This is a genomic window from Bacillus sp. MN7755 (genome assembly GCF_054771475.1).
Genome location: NZ_BTRL01000007.1, coordinates 26,026 through 41,901 on the forward strand (window position 1 = coordinate 26,026; position 15,876 = coordinate 41,901).

The following is a 15,876-nucleotide window of genomic DNA, read 5'->3' on the forward strand; positions in this document are numbered from 1 at the left end:
TTTATTTATTATATTCGTTAGTTAATAACTTTCCAGTTGTTATTGATTGTTGCTTCTATTTTTTTGTGCTTCAATATATAGTCAGCAATAAGTTCAGACATATCTGTTGGTATGTCTTTTATTACAGGCTTTTTTTGAAACATAAAGAAGTTCCCTCCGCCGCTTGCACGATAACTATTCATAACGACGTCATATTCTTCATCCATATTAAGAGGAGTGCCTTTATACTGTAAAGATTCTACTCTCTCGCCAATTGGTTTGGAAATGTTTAATACGTACGAAATTCCTTCCCACATATCGTAATTATAGTGTTGCGGTTTTGGTTCTATGTAGCTAGGGTTTACGATGATGGTTCCATCTGCTTTTAATATGAAATAAGAAGCAGAGAGTTCGAGAGCATCTTTTATATCCGCTCCAGTTATTCTAAGTACTTTTAATGTATTTGGATAAATATAATTAGAAACGATGTCACGCATTGTTACACGATTAGGGAAACCTGGAGATGTATTATGGAATAAGCTTGTACAAGAAATGGAAACATTAGCTATATCCATCTGTATTTTATTTATGAATTCAATAAAAGGATGGTCTTGCAAACGAGTTTGCATAGCATCTGAAATTCGCATGTCCCCATAGATTAGTCCAATAGGTTGATCGAGCCAATTTTGTGTTTTTTCTTCATAATCGGTAACCAAGGAAAGAATATCCTGGTCCGTCGCAATTCCTCGCACGGGCAATAATTGTGAACAACTCTCTTTTTTTACCCATTTTTGTTTTGTTTTTTCTAATGTTATTGTTACTTTTCCAATGAAGTGTCCATTGCATCCGGTTTGTAAAACTGTTACACCATTTATTGCGGCTTGAGCAATTTCACGGTGTTGGTGGCCTGTTAGTAAAATATCTATGCCTTCAATTTCATGGCACATTGCATATCCTTGGTTTTCACCTGTTAAAACTTCAGTCGGTACCCCGGTTTGTAAATCGCGTTCAAATCCCCCATGATACGCTACGACTAGTAAATCTGGTTTCTCATGTTCGCGAATGTAAGAAACCCAATTTTTTGTAGTTTCTAATGCATCTTCAAATTGTAAGTCTTTAATGTGATGGGGTTGTTCCCAATTGGGAATGTAATGCGTTGTCACCCCTAAAATAGCAATTTTTATATTTGATTCAATGTGTTTTATTATATATGGTTTCCCGAAATAAGGTTCTTTACTGTTTTTATTTAAAATATTTGCTGATAGATACGGGAAGTTTGCAGTAGAAATAGCATTGTTTAATACATCCATTCCATAATTAAATTCATGATTCCCGATAACTGCAGCATCATAACGTAAATAGTTCGCTAATAAAGACATTGGATTTTCCTTATCTTTTTCGTATGTAGCGTAATGGTAAGTAAATGGTGTTCCTTGTATGAAGTCACCGTTATCAATTAAAAGAACGTTTGTATTTTCGGAACGTTCTTTTTTTATAAGAGTAGAAACTTTAGCTAAACCAATTTCCGATTGAGAATTATCTTGGTAGTGAATTGGATAAACAGTACCATGTATATCACTTGTTAATAGGATGTTTAAAGTTACAATTTGATTTGGATTCAATATTATTCACCTTTTCTATTGTTATCTACAAATTAAGCATATCAAATATATGAAGAGAATTTTAATGTGAGTGTATAGAATGTGTAAAGATTCTGTAAATAATCAATTATTTGTAAAAATGTGTGATATATTTCTTCATGTTTATGAAAGGTTATTTTATAACAATGAAAAATGGAGGCATTAACATGTTGAAAAAAGTTTTTGCAATGAGCACAACAGTTGTACTAGCAGCGGGATTATTAAGTGGCTGTGGAACGAAGGAATCAAGCGCAAGTAAAAATGCAGATACGAAAAAAGGGTATGTACCGAAGACTTTAAATGTTCAATTTGTTCCTTCTCAAAATGCAGATACGTTAGAGGCGAAGGCAAAACCATTGGAAAAGCTATTAAGTGATAAATTAAATATTCCAGTAAAAGTTAGTATTTCAACGAATTACAATACAATTGTAGAAGCGATGGCATCTAAGCAAGTAGATGTAGGATTTTTACCCCCAACAGCTTATGTGCTAGCGCATGAGAAAAAGGCTGCAAACGTAATTTTACAAGCACAACGTTTTGGAGTGGACGATGAAACGGGAGCTCCTACAAAGGATTTAGTAGACTTTTATAAATCTGAGTTTGTTGTTAAGAAAGATTCAAATATTAATAGTGTAAAAGATTTAAAAGGTAAAAAAATTGGTTATCAAGATGTAACGTCATCAGCGGGATATGTATGGCCTGCGGCTGTACTATTAAAAGAGGGTGTTGATCCGTTAAAAGATGTGAAACCTGTTACATTAAAAGGTCACGATCAGTCGCTTATTGCTCTTTTAAATGGTGATGTAGATGCAGCTGTTGTATTCCAAGATGCTCGTAATATTGTAAAAAAAGATTATCCGAATATATTCGATCAAACGAAAATAGTGAAATTTACGGAGAAAATTCCAAACGATACGATTTCGGTACGCTCTGATTTAGATGAAGAGTGGAGCAAGAAATTACAGGATGCTTTCATTGAAATAGGAAAGAATGAGGAAGGTCACAAAATCATAAAAGAAGTATATTCACATGAAGGATATGTTAAATCTGATGATAGTAAATTTGATATCGTTCGTGAATATGGGAAGAAAGTAAAAACGCAATAATACATATGGAAATGGCAGCTAACTGGAAAGGTATGTTTTCAGTTAGTTTGCCGTTTTGAATTCATAGAAGGTAGGTAAGATGTGTGATAGAGTTTCGAAATGTTTCCAAAGTATATCCGAATGGTACAAAAGGATTGAATAATATAAACTTGAAAATTGAAAAAGGTGAATTTGTTGTAATGGTGGGGCTGTCCGGGGCTGGAAAGTCCACACTTCTCAGATCGGTAAATCGTCTTCATGAGATTACAGAAGGCGAAATCATGATTGAAGGTGAGTCTATTACTGCTGCGAATGGAAAAGGATTACGCCGCATGCGCCGGGATATTGGTATGATTTTTCAAAGTTTTAACCTTGTAAAGAGATCAACGGTATTGAAGAACGTATTAGCTGGCCGTGTTGGGTATCATTCGACATTGCGTACAACGTTAGGTCTATTTCCAAAGGAGGATTTGGAGCTTGCCTTTCAATCGTTAAAAAGGGTAAATATTTTAGAAAAAGCATATGCGCGAGCTGATGAATTATCAGGAGGACAACAGCAACGTGTATCGATTGCTAGAGCGTTGGCGCAAGAAGCGAAAATTATATTGGCAGATGAACCTGTTGCGTCGTTAGATCCGCTAACAACAAAGCAAGTATTAGATGATTTGAAAAAAATTAATGAAGATTTTGGAATTACAACAATTGTAAACTTACATTCTATTGATTTAGCTAGGCAATATGCGACACGCATTATTGGATTACATGCAGGCGAAATTGTTTTTGATGGTCTAGTAGAAGAGGCAACGGACGAAAAATTTGCTGAAATTTATGGTGACGTAGCGCAGCAAAGTGAATTGTTGGAGGTGGCAGTTAAATGAATGACGTGATGATACATTCGAAATCGATACCGAAGCCGCCGAGTAAGTTAAAACATATGTTAACGTTAATTCTAGTCATTTTACTGTTGTGGGGAAGTAGTGTACAGGTCGATGCATCATTTTCAAAACTAGTAGTTGGTTTTCCTAATATGCTGGATTTGTTGAAAGAGATGGTACCGCCAGATTGGAGTTATTTTCAAGTTATTACAACAGCGATGTTAGATACAATACGTATGGCGATTATTGGGACGACTTTAGGAGCGATTTTAGCCATTCCACTTGCATTATTTGCAGCAAGTAATGTGTTTACTAACACATTTTTATACAGTCTAGCTCGAATGATTTTAAATTTTATCCGAACGATACCAGATTTATTATTGGCGGCTATTTTCGTAGCGATTTTTGGAATAGGACCACTTCCAGGTATTTTGGCTCTTACTTTTTTCTCAATTGGGCTCGTGGCGAAATTGTTGTATGAGTCAATTGAATCGATTGACCCAGGTCCATTAGAGGCGATGACAGCAGTAGGAGCAAATAAAGTGCAATGGATTGTTTATGGGGTAATTCCGCAAGTGAAAGCACATTTTGTCTCCTATGTTCTTTATACATTTGAGGTGAACGTACGTGCAGCAGCTGTTTTAGGTTTAGTAGGAGCAGGTGGTATTGGATTATATTATGACCGTACACTTGGTTTTTTACAATATCAACAAACTGCATCTATTATTATCTATACCCTTGTTGTTGTATTGTTAATTGATTATGTAAGTACATTGTTGCGGGAGAAATTATAATGAGTAAAACGACGATAATCGTACCAAAACCGAAGAAATCGAGTGTATATCGCTGGTTTATTTTTATAGCACTTACATTTGTTTATGTATGGGCTTTTTCAGGAGTACCACTAGAGGGAATCAAGGATACAGCAGGAGAAATTACAAAAGCAATTATGACAGGTATATTGAATCCAGATTGGGCGTATGTATCTTTGCCAGATGGTGAAGATTTATTACATGGTTTAATTGATACGTTGGCAATTGCAATATTAGGTACATTTATTTCTGCCTTTTTATCTGTTCCATTCGCTTTTTGGGCGGCAACGAATATGAGCAGTGGAAGATTAACTTCAGGAACTGGGAAATTTGTACTTAGTTTTGTTCGTACATTTCCTGAATTAGTTATGGCCCTTTTATTTATAAAAGCTGTTGGACCAGGCTCTTTTGCCGGAGTTCTAGCTTTAGGATTACACTCAATTGGGATGTTAGGAAAACTATATTCAGAAGGAATCGAAAATATAGATAAGGGACCGACAGAAGCGTTAATAGCAACAGGGGCAAATCGATTTCAAATACTTTGGTATGCAGTGTTACCACAAGTGTTACCGGATTTTCTATCGTATACGTTATACAGATTTGAAATTAATGTACGATCCGCTGCGATATTAGGTGTTATTGGAGCAGGAGGGATTGGTACACCGTTAATTTTTGCGCTGAGTTCACGGAATTGGTCTCGTGTTGGAATTATTTTGTTAGGTATCATTTTAATGGTAATTATAATTGATTTGATTTCAAGTTCGATTCGGAAACGGATTGTTTAACTTATTTGAAAAGCATCGAAGTTAGATGCTTTTTTGTGTTTTTTTAAAATGTATTGAAAAAAGTAAGTATAGAAGAAATTTGTATACATGTATAAATATACAGATAATTCCCTTTCTTTTTAAAATAAAAATAATGAAAAAGTATGTCATATTGAATACCCATACATTCCCGAAATCATTGATTTTTTTATAAAAAACCAAAAAAACATCAACATATTTGTCGATACATGTTGTATAATCTTGCGTGGGAAGCTATCATATAAATGTATAAAACGTTTACTAATATAAGCGAAGGGAAGAATAGCATGTCACATTCAATCGAACAACTTTCTATCAACACGATTCGCACATTATCCATCGATGCGATTGAAAAAGCAAACTCTGGTCACCCAGGAATGCCAATGGGTGCAGCACCAATGGCTTATACATTATGGACTCAATTTATGAAACACAATCCAAATAACCCAACGTGGTTTAACCGTGATCGTTTCGTATTATCTGCAGGTCATGGTTCAATGTTATTATACAGCCTACTTCACCTATCTGGTTATGATGTAACAATGGATGACTTAAAGAACTTCCGTCAATGGGGAAGCAAAACTCCAGGACATCCTGAGTACGGTCATACAGCTGGTGTAGATGCAACTACTGGTCCACTTGGACAAGGTATTGCAACTGCGGTAGGTATGGCGATGGCTGAAAGACATTTAGCTGCTAAATATAACCGTGATGCGTATAATGTAGTAGATCATCATACATACGCTATTTGTGGTGATGGAGATTTAATGGAAGGCGTTTCAGCTGAAGCATCTTCATTAGCTGCTCATTTACAATTAGGTCGTCTTGTTGTGTTATACGATTCAAACGATATTTCATTAGATGGCGATTTAAATCGTTCATTCTCTGAAAGTGTAGAAGATCGTTACAAAGCATACGGATGGCAAGTAATCCGTGTTGAGGATGGAAACGATATTGAAGCAATCGCGAAAGCAATTGAAGAAGCGAAAGCTGACGAAAAACGCCCAACGCTAATTGAAGTAAGAACGACAATTGGTTTCGGTTCTCCAAACAAATCAGGAAAATCAGCTTCACATGGTTCTCCACTTGGTGTAGACGAAACGAAATTAACAAAAGAAGCATATGCTTGGACTGCTGAGCAAGACTTCCATGTTGCAGAAGAAGTATATGACAACTTCCGCAAAACAGTACAAGATGTTGGTGAAACTGCGCAAGCAGCTTGGAATACAATGTTAGGCGAATATGCGCAAGCATATCCAGAATTAGCAAACGAATTGCAAGCAGCAATGAACGGTCAACTTCCAGAAGGTTGGGAGCAAAACTTACCAACTTATGAATTAGGATCTAAAGCAGCAACTCGTAATTCTTCAGGTGCTGTAATTAATGCAATTGCAGAGTCTGTACCATCATTCTTCGGTGGATCTGCTGACCTTGCTGGTTCTAACAAAACATACATGAATAACGAAAAAGACTTTACAAGAGATGATTACAGCGGTAAAAACATTTGGTACGGTGTACGTGAGTTCGCAATGGGTGCAGCAATGAACGGTATTGCACTACATGGTGGTTTAAAAACTTACGGTGGTACGTTCTTCGTATTCTCTGACTACTTACGTCCAGCAATTCGTCTTGCAGCATTAATGCAATTGCCAGTAACGTATGTATTCACACACGACAGTATCGCTGTTGGTGAAGACGGTCCAACGCATGAACCAGTTGAGCAATTAGCAGCGCTTCGTGCAATGCCAAATGTATCTGTTATTCGTCCGGCTGATGGTAACGAATCTGTTGCGGCTTGGAGATTAGCTTTAGAATCTACAAAAACACCAACTGCTTTAGTATTAACTCGTCAAGACCTTCCAACATTAGAAGGTGCAAAAGACGATACGTATGAAAAAGTAGCAAAAGGTGCATATGTAGTTTCTGCAAGCAAGAAAGAAACAGCTGATGTAATTTTACTTGCATCTGGATCTGAAGTAAGTCTAGCTGTTGAAGCACAAAAAGCTCTAGCAGTAGACGGCGTTGACGCAGCTGTTGTCAGCATGCCATCTATGGATCGCTTTGAAGCTCAAACAGCTGAGTACAAAGAATCTGTATTACCAAAAGCAGTAACAAAACGTTTCGCGATTGAAATGGGTGCTACATTCGGATGGCACCGTTACGTAGGTCTTGAAGGAGATGTGTTAGGTATCGATACATTCGGTGCTTCTGCTCCTGGTGAGAAGATTATGGAAGAGTATGGATTTACTGTAGAGAACGTTGTTCGTAAAGTAAAAGAAATGCTTTAATGATTTTAGAAAAATCTCTCCGGCATGGAGAGGTTTTTCTATGTAAATGAGTTTTTTCGACAGAAAAAGTTTTTTATCTCTCCGCAGTCAGACAATCATTGCAAATTTTCTTCTATATAATGAAGAGAAAAGGTTGTCCAGATTGGGAGGCGAAAGATGAAAACGTATGAATTGTATTTAATTCAAGAGGATATTGCGAAAGCTTACTTTGGTCGTGAATATTTGTTTTTTGATTTATTTGCTCGATTTTCAGAATCTGGGTCCCTTTCGGAGAAAAAAGTGTTATATAAACAAATGATGTATATAACGATGCCATTACAAGTAATGAAAATTCATCATAAATTAGAACAAGCTTTGCGCGTTCTTGGTAAATATGATCGAACACATCATACACATACACTTTATACAGGGGCGGAATATGGCGAAATAATGGTGAAACCACACTATATTCGTATGAATACCTCTGGAAATGTTTCTATGGAAACGACTTTCTTTGAGGTGTTGAGAAAGTGTGAATTAACATTTTTAGCTATGGATTATGAAAATACAAAGTACGGATGGCTGAATCCTCTAAAACAAGTACGAACATATGTGTAAAAAATGTCGAATTGTATCTTGTCTTATTGAAAAGGTTTTAGTACACTGTAAGGTAGACAACATGAAGGAGGAAAATATATGCCAATTTGGTTAGGTATTCTAGTGGGCGTAGTAGCACTAGTAGCAGGCGTGGCGTTAGGATTTTTCATTGCCCGCAAATACATGATGAATTACTTACAAAAAAATCCACCAATTAACGAACAAATGTTAAAAATGATGATGATGCAAATGGGACAAAAACCTTCCCAAAAGAAAATCAATCAAATGATGAGCGCGATGAACAAGCAACAAATGAAATAAGCGCTAAAAGACACTCGCTAAGAGTGTCTTTTCTTTTTGTTAGTTACAGTGTTTAAAACTTTTAAAAATTCTGTATTTTTGATAAACTGAAAACATCGCTCATTTTAAGGGAGGAGGAAAAAAATGAAAGTGTTTATGAATTTAGCGTGGTTTTTTAAACAAGAAAAACGAGCGTACATAATCGGAATTATTTTATTATTTGGCGTTGCACTTTTAGAACTTGTAGCACCAAAAGTGATTGGGATTGTTGTAGATGAAATTAATGATGGAACATTAACGACTGATAATTTACTAAAATGGGTTGTACTCTTAGTAATTGTAGGTATTACGATGTACATATTACGTTACGTATGGCGTATTATGATTTTTGGGTCTTCGTTAAAGTTGGCTCGCCAATTACGGAAAAATTTGTATGAACATTTTACAAAGATGAGTCCATCGTTTTATCAGTCAAATCGCACAGGTGATTTAATGGCACATGCGACCAATGATATTCAAGCGATTCAGCAAACTGCTGGAGCAGGTGTTTTAACACTGGTTGACTCTTTAGCTGTTGGGGGATGTGTACTCGTAGCGATGGGCTTTACAATTAGTTGGAAGTTAACATTGTTAAGCTTAATTCCGATGCCGATTGTAGCAATATCGACAAATTATTACGGCACTTTATTACATAAAAGGTTTCATAAAGCGCAGCAATCGTTTTCGGAAATCAATGATAAAGTGCAAGAGAGTATGAGTGGGATGAAGGTAATTCGATCGCTTGGACAGGAGAAAGAAGATTTACAAGCGTTTCGAAAAAAATCAGAAGATGTCGTACATAAAAATATGTTAGTCGCACGTATTGATGCATTATTTGATCCAACAATCGCTCTTATCGTAGGATTTTCATTTTTAATCGCAGTATGTTATGGGTCAGTATTAGTTGTGAGAGGTGAATTAACAGTAGGTGATCTCGTTACATTTACGACGTATTTAGGTACCCTCGTTTGGCCAATGTTAGCGTTTGGATGGTTGTTTAATATTATGGAGCGTGGGCGTGCTTCATATGACCGTGTAGAAAAAATCCTCTCGCAAAAATCAGATGTAGTAAATAGAGAAAATGCTGTGCACACAATAGCGAGCGGTGATGTTTCATTTGCGGTCGATTCGTTTTCGTATAAGAAAAATGAACTGTTACATTTAACAGATATTCACTTTGATTTGAAGAAGGGAGAAACGCTTGGGGTTGTAGGACGTACAGGTGCAGGGAAAACGACTTTATTAAAATGTTTAATCCGTGAGTATGATCATTTTAATGGTGAATTAAAAGTTGGAGAGCGGGATATTCGAGATGTAACACTCTACGGTGTTCGTTCTGCCATTTCATATGTGCCGCAAGACCATTTTTTATTTTCAGCGAGTATTGGGGAGAATATTGCCTTTGGAAAGGCGGATGCTACATATAATGAAATTACCCGTGCTGCAGAGATTGCTTGTATTCACAATGACATCCTTCAATTTTCAGAAGGGTATGAAACAGTAGTTGGGGAAAGAGGTGTTTCTTTATCTGGAGGTCAAAAACAGAGAATTTCTATTGCACGTGCTTTATTAACGAATGCTGAAATTTTAATTTTAGATGATTGTTTATCAGCAGTAGATGCAAAAACAGAAGAAACAATTTTAAATGCTTTGAAGAGGGAAAGAGCAGGGAAAACAACGATTATTACTGCTCATCGTTTAAGTGCAATTCAGCATGCCAACCTCATTCTTGTTGTGGATGAAGGCAGAATTGTGCAACGAGGTACACATGAACAATTAATGGAAGAACATGGTTGGTATAAAGAAATGTATGAGAGCCAGCAGTTAGAAGCATTAGTCGAGAAAGGAGGCGTATGATGGCTGAGAAAAAACGGAGTGATTTAAGTAGATTGCTTTCTTATATGAAACCATATAAAGGGTTGTTATCTTTAGCATTTATCTTTTTAGTTGGTGCAACTGTAACTGAAATGATGGGGCCTTTTTTAATTAAACAATTTCTTGATGAACATTTAGTACCACGTAACTTTGATCAATCAGCACTTGTTACTCTATTTGTAGTGTATATTGTTGCTCACTTATTAAAAGTATTATTTACTTATTTAGACTTATTATATTTTCAAAATATCGCTTTTAAAATTGTTCAAGATATGCGTGTTGAAGTATATGAGCATGTTCAAAAGTTGTCATTAAGTTTCTTTGATCGTACGCCGATTGGTACGCTCGTATCGCGCATAACGAATGATACGGAAGCAATTAAAGATTTTTATGTTAGTGTATTATCAACATTTGTTAAAAATATCGTGTTTTTAGTAGGTATTTTAGTAGCGATGTTTTTATTAAATGTAAAATTAGCGCTATTTTCTCTCGTATTAATTCCGATAATGTTTGCGATTATGGTGCTATATCGCCGGAAAAGTGCAGCTTTTTATTTAGAAGTGCGTAATCAATTAAGCGTGTTAAATGCAAAGTTAAACGAGTCCATTCAAGGGATGAATATTGTTCAAGTGTTTAGACAAGAAAAGCGTATGAGAAGAGAGTTTGAAGAAGTGAACAATAAACATTATAGTGCAGGGCGACGTACGTTAAAGTTAGATGCATTGCTTTTACGTCCAGCTACGGATTTAGTACATATTGTAGCGATTGCGTTAGTACTTGGTTTATTTGGAATTGATGCTTTGAAAAGTCCTGTTGAAGTAGGCGTTTTATATGCGTTTGTTAACTATATACATCGTTTCTTCCAGCCGGTAAATGAGATGATGATGAAGTTGTCATTTTTCCAACAAGCACTTGTTTCATCATCACGTGTATTTCATTTAATGGATGAGAAAGATTTAGCACCAGTTCAACAAGGGGGGGGAAATCCTCAAGTCGTTAATGGAGATATTGAATTTAAAAATGTTACTTTTTCTTATGATGGAAAACGTGATGTTTTAAAAAATGTATCTTTTCACGTGAAACAAGGGCAAACGGTTGCTTTCGTTGGGCATACTGGTAGCGGAAAAAGTACCATTATGAATTTGTTAATGCGATTTTATAATATTAAGTCCGGAAATATTGTAATAGACGGTGTAGATTTAGAGAAATTTGAAGAACAAGAAATTAGAAAGAAAATAGGACTCGTATTGCAAGATGCATTTTTATTTGCAGGAAATGTAAAACAAAATATTCGTATGTACAATGAAGAAATTACGGATGAAGAAGTAAAAGAAGCGGCACAATTTGTGCAAGCCAATACGTTTATTGAAAAATTACCAGAGCAGTATGAAACGGAAGTAGTAGAAAGAGGAGCTGCATTTTCTAGTGGTCAACGACAATTAATTGCTTTTGCTAGAACGATAGCAACGAATCCGAAAATATTAGTATTGGATGAAGCAACAGCTAATATTGATACAGAAACTGAAGATGCGATCCAAACAGCGTTACAGCAAATGCGAAAAGGAAGAACGACTATAGCCATTGCGCACAGATTATCTACAATTCAAGATGCAGATCAAATTTTCGTTATGCATAATGGAGAGATAGTAGAAAGAGGAACACACCAAGAATTACTGAGTGAACAAGGATTGTATTATAATATGTATTTACTACAAAATAAAGGAAGTTTGCAAAAGGCCTTGTAGAATTACAAGGTCTTTTGACTGCGTGTGAAATTTTTACAAAATATATAGGAATAACATAGTATAATGTAGTAGAAATGTGAATGGAAAATAGTAGGGAATGAAATAAAGGAGAAAAAATATGGATTATGTGCTAATAGGTGTGATTTTATTATTATTAGCTGCAGTATTCGTGCTGTTTTATAAAAATAAACAGTTAGAATCAGAGAGTCAGCAAGTAGAATTTGAAAAGAAACAAGCAATTGAAACGTATGAAAATGAAATTGCAGCCACGGTTACAGAGCATAAAGAACAACAAAATACATTAAAAAATATGGAACAGAAGAAATACAGTGATTTACAAATAAGTGCAGCTCGAGAACTTGAAAATATGCGTATGATGAAAAATCAATTAGCTGTACAGCATAGTAAAGAACGTAGTGAAATGCAAGAAAAACATAGTAATGAAATACATATGTTTCAAAATTTAATTGCAAATTTGCGAGAGTATACAAAAAATAGAGCTGAAGTGAATACACACGAAACATTACATTATATGAAGCGTGGCTTCGTAGAGCAAGGCATAATACTAGATAATGAATTTCATATTATGCCGAATGTTTTTATGAGAAATCAGCATAGAGGAAATGAATTTCGAATTCATCATCTTGTCTTAAGTAAAACGGGTATGTATCTACTTGAGACGAAAGAATGGACCGGGAAATTAATTCATGGCTTAACGAAAGAAAATGCTAGTATATATGCATTTATGATTGATGAAATTGGCAAGTATCAACAAGAGATAGAGAAAGAAGAGACGTTTGAATATATTACAGGTGAAGATTCATTAACGATACAAGTGAAAAATGAAGGGAATCCAGTATATAGAGCGAAGAAACTATCTCATATTCTATACAATTGTTTGAAAGAAATGCAAGTTGATATTGTAAAGGAAAACGTAAAACCGATTGTATATTTTTCTAATGAGAGTGGGAAAGAAGTGCTAGATCTTTCTGAAGAAAAAACGCCGAGATTAAAGGATAGAGAGCAAATTGTAACGTTTTTCAGAAATGAAATCTTAACGGGGAAAGTAATATATACAGGTCAAGAATTAGAAAAACTTCGAGAAATCATTAGTCGGATGAATTATAGAATGAATTAAAAAAGGGGTGGGCATTCTGAGTGCAATATTAAGGGGTATTTTGTATGTTTATATTTGTTTGTATATACTAATGTATTTTGCGTTTATTTTTGTGATTGATGCGATTCACATGTCATTAAGTGTAAAAGGTATGTTTGTAGTAGTCATGCCATTTGTTTTATTAGTCGTGATTCAAAAGTTCGTCTTACGTACTTCTGTAAATCGTAATACAGAAAAGAAGCAAATGCTAGGTGTAATGATAGTAGGTGGCATTCTATTGTTAGTGTGTACTGCACAATTAAGTATGAATACATACACTTCCAAGTTTAATCAAGATCGGTGGTTAAATGTTGAAGAAAAACGGGTACATATGGTAGATGATCTACTACAAAAATATAAATTAACAGGGAAATCAAATGAGGAAATTATAAAATTATTAGGAGAGCCTACTCAAACAAGAAATGGAGAAGACGGGGTTATCACTTTGTACTATCTTGGAAATGAACGTGGTTTTATTTCGATAGATAGTGAACAGCTTGTTTTACAATTTGATAGAGCTGGTAAAGTTGCAGAATATAAGGTGCAAAGGGACTAAAGAAACGTAGAGAGAAGCTATATATTATAGCTTCTTTTTTATATTCCAATATAGTAAATATAGGCAAATAGTAGTCATTCCTATCTATACGAATCGGAATGAGTCTGTTATATTGTAAATAGTTATGTTACTTAATAGTTTAGTAGATAACCTATATTTTGGTTGAGGAGGGGAAATTTAACACGAATTTAATTATATGCGTGTTAAGTATTATGATGAAAAAAGGATTTTATAATGTTTTAGCTGCATCAATTGTATTTAGTATGGTAACGATTCCGAATTATTCCTATGCTAATGAGTTTGAAAAAACTGTTACAGTGTCACCTGAAGAACAAGCTTTAAAAAGTATTGAAAACCATATGAAAGATGAAGATGGTAGAGGAGAAGATAAAGGAGTAAGAAATGAAGTGCAAGGTGAGTTTCTTGTACATATAGTTAAAGAAGTACCTTTATACGATTCTAGTAATTTTCAAAAAGAGACAGGGATTCGTATTTCGAATCAAGTCGTAAAAGCTGAGAAGAGAAAAGGAAACGCTTACTATGTTCAAACTTCATCTGGAGCTGGATGGATACAAAATAGTGAGGGGAATGTAGAAGTTAAAGAAATTCATTCGTTATTAAGTGAAAAGTTAGTTGTAAATGAAGAAACCTCTACATACTCTGAACCATTTGCATCATACAAAGAAGAAAATGTACTGGAGCCACAAACTATTCAAGCAATTGGACAGGCGGGAGAATGGTTCCAAGTAAAAATAAATAATGAGATAAAATGGATTCATTCACCTTCAGCAAAATTTGAAGGCACAAAAGCGTCGCTTATTCAAGACGCAGCACCAACACGTACAAAACGTGCAGCAGTTATGTATGCTGCACCATTAGAAGAGAAAACAACAGATATTTATGGTGTACCTTTAAAAGAAATGATTGTACCGAAAGGAAATGAAAATATTCGTCCAGGTTATGCGATGAATCCGAAGTATATTACGATTCATGAGACAGATAATTACAGTGTTGGGGCAAATGCTAGAAACCATGCGCTATATTTATATAACCAAGCAACGGGAACGGAAGATCGTTCAGCGTCTTGGCATTTTACGGTAGACGATAAAGAGATTTATCAACACCTTCCATTAAACGAAAATGCTTGGCATGCAGGAGATGGAGCAGAAGGAACTGGAAATCGAGAATCAATTGCGATTGAAATTGCTGTAAACGAAGATGGTGATTATAATAAAGCTGTTGAAAATGCTCGTAAACTAGCAGCTTATTTAATGGGGGAATTAAATATCCCTTTAGAAAATGTGAAGAAGCATCAATTTTGGAGTGGTAAAAATTGTCCTGCTATTATGATTAAAAACAATGCGTGGGAACCATTCTTACAAGGAACAAAAGTTTATTATGATGCGAACCATAAAGATGATATAACGGGTGGCTGGTACGAAGCAGACATTCGTGAATTAGATAAACTTGGCATTATGGTTGGGGATGGAAAAGGTTCTTATTGGCCAGAACGTCTCGTAACACGTGGTGAATTTGCGAACTTCATTTCAAGATCATTGCAGTTGCCTGAAGGAACATCGAATTTTAATGATTTAAATACAGCACATCCATCGCTAATAGATGGTATTAATCGTGCAGCAAGTGCCGGAATAATAAGTGGTAGAGGAAATGGTATATTTGCTCCAAATGATACGATTAAACGAGATGAAGCTGTTATTATGATTGACCGTGCACTGCAATATAAAAAAATTAAAGGTAACTTAGCTCCGCTACCATTCTCGGATCAAGATTTAGCATATGATAAACAAGCTGTACAACGTGTTTATGGATTAGGTATTGTAAAAGGAAATGAAAATAATGAATTTATGCCGAAAGGTTCTGCAACGCGTGGGGAATCGGCAGCATTTATTAATAGAATGTTAAAAGTAATAGAAAGTAAATAATGAAATAGCATTCGCTTTGGCGAGTGCTTTTTTATTTTTCAATATGTTACGGAAGGGAGTGAAGGTTTTGAGTGGAATAAGGAATGAAAGCGGAGGTGATGCATATATATAGATGCGTTGGGTTATTTTTAATGCGTATTAACGAACAGCCTAATTATAATCAGTGTGAAATGGACCCAATCTCTACTGATTAAAGTTTCACTT

The 15,876-nt window shown here is 35.3% G+C and carries 13 protein-coding genes; 12 read left to right on the plus strand and 1 reads right to left on the minus strand.

The genetic code is table 11. From position 1 onward, the window contains the following. Positions 1-17: 17 nt before the first annotated feature. On the minus strand, positions 18-1,601 hold the full coding sequence (locus ACYVEC_RS05360; protein ID WP_063221329.1) for a bifunctional metallophosphatase/5'-nucleotidase: 1,584 nt from the start codon (positions 1,599-1,601) through the stop codon (positions 18-20). A gap of 185 nt (positions 1,602-1,786) precedes the next feature. Here ACYVEC_RS05360 and ACYVEC_RS05365 point away from each other — a divergent pair, with 185 nt between their 5' ends. The 12 genes from ACYVEC_RS05365 (at position 1,787) to ACYVEC_RS05420 (ending at position 15,672) form a co-directional block, all read left to right on the plus strand. Then, positions 1,787-2,725, plus strand: coding sequence for a phosphate/phosphite/phosphonate ABC transporter substrate-binding protein (locus ACYVEC_RS05365; protein ID WP_000915049.1), 939 nt, complete (start codon positions 1,787-1,789; stop codon positions 2,723-2,725). Positions 2,726-2,808: 83 nt separating this feature from the next. Further along, complete coding sequence (gene phnC, locus ACYVEC_RS05370; protein ID WP_063221328.1) at positions 2,809-3,582, plus strand: phosphonate ABC transporter ATP-binding protein; 774 nt, start codon at positions 2,809-2,811, stop codon at positions 3,580-3,582. Beyond that, positions 3,579-4,373 (plus strand): phosphonate ABC transporter, permease protein PhnE, encoded by a 795-nt coding sequence (gene phnE, locus ACYVEC_RS05375; RefSeq protein WP_063221327.1) that lies wholly within the window; start codon positions 3,579-3,581, stop codon positions 4,371-4,373. Before phnC ends, phnE (ACYVEC_RS05375) begins: the two co-directional genes overlap by 4 nt. Continuing rightward, positions 4,373-5,176 carry a phosphonate ABC transporter, permease protein PhnE gene (gene phnE / locus ACYVEC_RS05380; protein ID WP_063221326.1) on the plus strand — a complete coding sequence of 268 codons (804 nt, stop codon included), beginning with the start codon at positions 4,373-4,375 and terminating at the stop codon, positions 5,174-5,176. Before phnE (ACYVEC_RS05375) ends, phnE (ACYVEC_RS05380) begins: the two co-directional genes overlap by 1 nt. A gap of 305 nt (positions 5,177-5,481) precedes the next feature. Beyond that, positions 5,482-7,482 (plus strand): transketolase, encoded by a 2,001-nt coding sequence (tkt, locus tag ACYVEC_RS05385; RefSeq protein WP_063221325.1) that lies wholly within the window; start codon positions 5,482-5,484, stop codon positions 7,480-7,482. Positions 7,483-7,638: 156 nt separating this feature from the next. Next, positions 7,639-8,079 carry a sporulation inhibitor of replication protein SirA gene (gene sirA / locus ACYVEC_RS05390; RefSeq protein ID WP_000860645.1) on the plus strand — a complete coding sequence of 147 codons (441 nt, stop codon included), beginning with the start codon at positions 7,639-7,641 and terminating at the stop codon, positions 8,077-8,079. A gap of 78 nt (positions 8,080-8,157) precedes the next feature. Beyond that, positions 8,158-8,379 carry a YneF family protein gene (locus tag ACYVEC_RS05395; protein WP_001123317.1) on the plus strand — a complete coding sequence of 74 codons (222 nt, stop codon included), beginning with the start codon at positions 8,158-8,160 and terminating at the stop codon, positions 8,377-8,379. A gap of 123 nt (positions 8,380-8,502) precedes the next feature. Continuing rightward, the gene (locus ACYVEC_RS05400; protein ID WP_098555804.1) at positions 8,503-10,254 is read left to right on the plus strand and encodes an ABC transporter ATP-binding protein; all 1,752 of its coding nucleotides are present in this window, start codon (positions 8,503-8,505) and stop codon (positions 10,252-10,254) included. Then, positions 10,254-12,017 carry an ABC transporter ATP-binding protein gene (locus ACYVEC_RS05405; RefSeq protein WP_063221323.1) on the plus strand — a complete coding sequence of 588 codons (1,764 nt, stop codon included), beginning with the start codon at positions 10,254-10,256 and terminating at the stop codon, positions 12,015-12,017. Before ACYVEC_RS05400 ends, ACYVEC_RS05405 begins: the two co-directional genes overlap by 1 nt. 118 nt (positions 12,018-12,135) lie before the next feature. Beyond that, positions 12,136-13,155 carry a nuclease-related domain-containing protein gene (locus tag ACYVEC_RS05410; protein ID WP_199677870.1) on the plus strand — a complete coding sequence of 340 codons (1,020 nt, stop codon included), beginning with the start codon at positions 12,136-12,138 and terminating at the stop codon, positions 13,153-13,155. A 7-nt stretch (positions 13,156-13,162) separates the two neighbouring features. After that, on the plus strand, positions 13,163-13,729 hold the full coding sequence (locus tag ACYVEC_RS05415; RefSeq protein WP_080468273.1) for a hypothetical protein: 567 nt from the start codon (positions 13,163-13,165) through the stop codon (positions 13,727-13,729). 215 nt (positions 13,730-13,944) lie between these two features. Next, positions 13,945-15,672, plus strand: coding sequence for an S-layer homology domain-containing protein (locus ACYVEC_RS05420; RefSeq protein ID WP_063221344.1), 1,728 nt, complete (start codon positions 13,945-13,947; stop codon positions 15,670-15,672). The last annotated feature ends 204 nt before the right edge of the window (positions 15,673-15,876 follow it).

Coding starts and splice junctions, on each gene's coding strand:
- sirA (WP_000860645.1), top strand. CDS start 7,639: ATGAAAACGTATGAATTGTATTTAATTCAAGAGGATATTGCGAAAGCT.
- ACYVEC_RS05365 (WP_000915049.1), top strand. CDS start 1,787: ATGTTGAAAAAAGTTTTTGCAATGAGCACAACAGTTGTACTAGCAGCG.
- tkt (WP_063221325.1), top strand. CDS start 5,482: ATGTCACATTCAATCGAACAACTTTCTATCAACACGATTCGCACATTA.
- ACYVEC_RS05395 (WP_001123317.1), top strand. CDS start 8,158: ATGCCAATTTGGTTAGGTATTCTAGTGGGCGTAGTAGCACTAGTAGCA.
- ACYVEC_RS05420 (WP_063221344.1), top strand. CDS start 13,945: ATGAAAAAAGGATTTTATAATGTTTTAGCTGCATCAATTGTATTTAGT.
- ACYVEC_RS05400 (WP_098555804.1), top strand. CDS start 8,503: ATGAAAGTGTTTATGAATTTAGCGTGGTTTTTTAAACAAGAAAAACGA.
- ACYVEC_RS05410 (WP_199677870.1), top strand. CDS start 12,136: ATGGATTATGTGCTAATAGGTGTGATTTTATTATTATTAGCTGCAGTA.
- phnE (WP_063221326.1), top strand. CDS start 4,373: ATGAGTAAAACGACGATAATCGTACCAAAACCGAAGAAATCGAGTGTA.
- phnE (WP_063221327.1), top strand. CDS start 3,579: ATGAATGACGTGATGATACATTCGAAATCGATACCGAAGCCGCCGAGT.
- ACYVEC_RS05405 (WP_063221323.1), top strand. CDS start 10,254: ATGGCTGAGAAAAAACGGAGTGATTTAAGTAGATTGCTTTCTTATATG.